A 699-nucleotide genomic window follows, 5' to 3' on the forward strand; every position below is an offset into this window, starting at 1 on the left:
TTGAGCAAAAAACCCTATATAACTCATCCCCACCTTCATGCTCTCTTACTCGAAAGAAAAAAATACTCTTCCCTCCCTCCTCATACGCGAGAGCTAGCTCAGCATCATCTCTTATCAAACCTTCAGCTACTAAGTGAACTTCTAATGCATCGAGTGCTTTTTCTTCTAAGGCTTTATCGTGAATTGGTTTAAAACCTCCAAATGAAAGGGAAGAAAAAAAAAGAGCAAAAACAAAAAAAACAATTCGCATAACTATTCCTTTTTTATTAGTTCAATACTAATTCCAGTTTAGTAAGAAATTAAGATTGTCGCAGCAGTGAAACTAAATAGATAGCTCTCGTTTCATGCAATTAAAGTCGGAGTTCATCATTCTTATTATGGTAAATGGGTAAATTAGCTACCAAAAACAACCCTCAGACCGCCTCAAACGCTCTCAGCGAGGATTTTGGGCTTGTTCAAGGCTATGCTCATACTACCTTGTATGTGTGTGACTCTTTCAGTGCGATTTACAGAGCAAAAACTAGCGAATTCGTTTGAGTCAAGAACTGTACTCTGCCCCCACTTTTCGTACTTTGTGAGTTAAGTCGCCCCGTTAGCAAGAATTTGGACAGCCGCAACTACCTTAAAATGCAGGTCACATTCTCCACTGGACGGACGGCGCATTCGGTTACTTCCCACCTTACACATTAGGTGCGATGT

General features: G+C 40.2%; 2 protein-coding genes. One reads left to right on the forward strand and one right to left on the reverse strand.

The genetic code is table 11. The features are described 5' to 3' along the window. A partial coding sequence (locus tag AB4623_RS23730; protein WP_372147487.1) for a hypothetical protein occupies nt 1–250 on the reverse strand: 250 nt, incomplete at its 3' end. Between the two features lie 388 nt (nt 251–638). Between AB4623_RS23730 and AB4623_RS23735 the strand changes: the two genes are divergently transcribed. Further along, a partial coding sequence (locus AB4623_RS23735) for a hypothetical protein (RefSeq protein ID WP_372147489.1) occupies nt 639–699 on the forward strand: 61 nt, incomplete at its 3' end.

This window comes from Vibrio sp. 10N.222.52.C12 (assembly GCF_041474215.1).
Lineage (GTDB): Bacteria > Pseudomonadota > Gammaproteobacteria > Enterobacterales > Vibrionaceae > Vibrio > Vibrio crassostreae_C.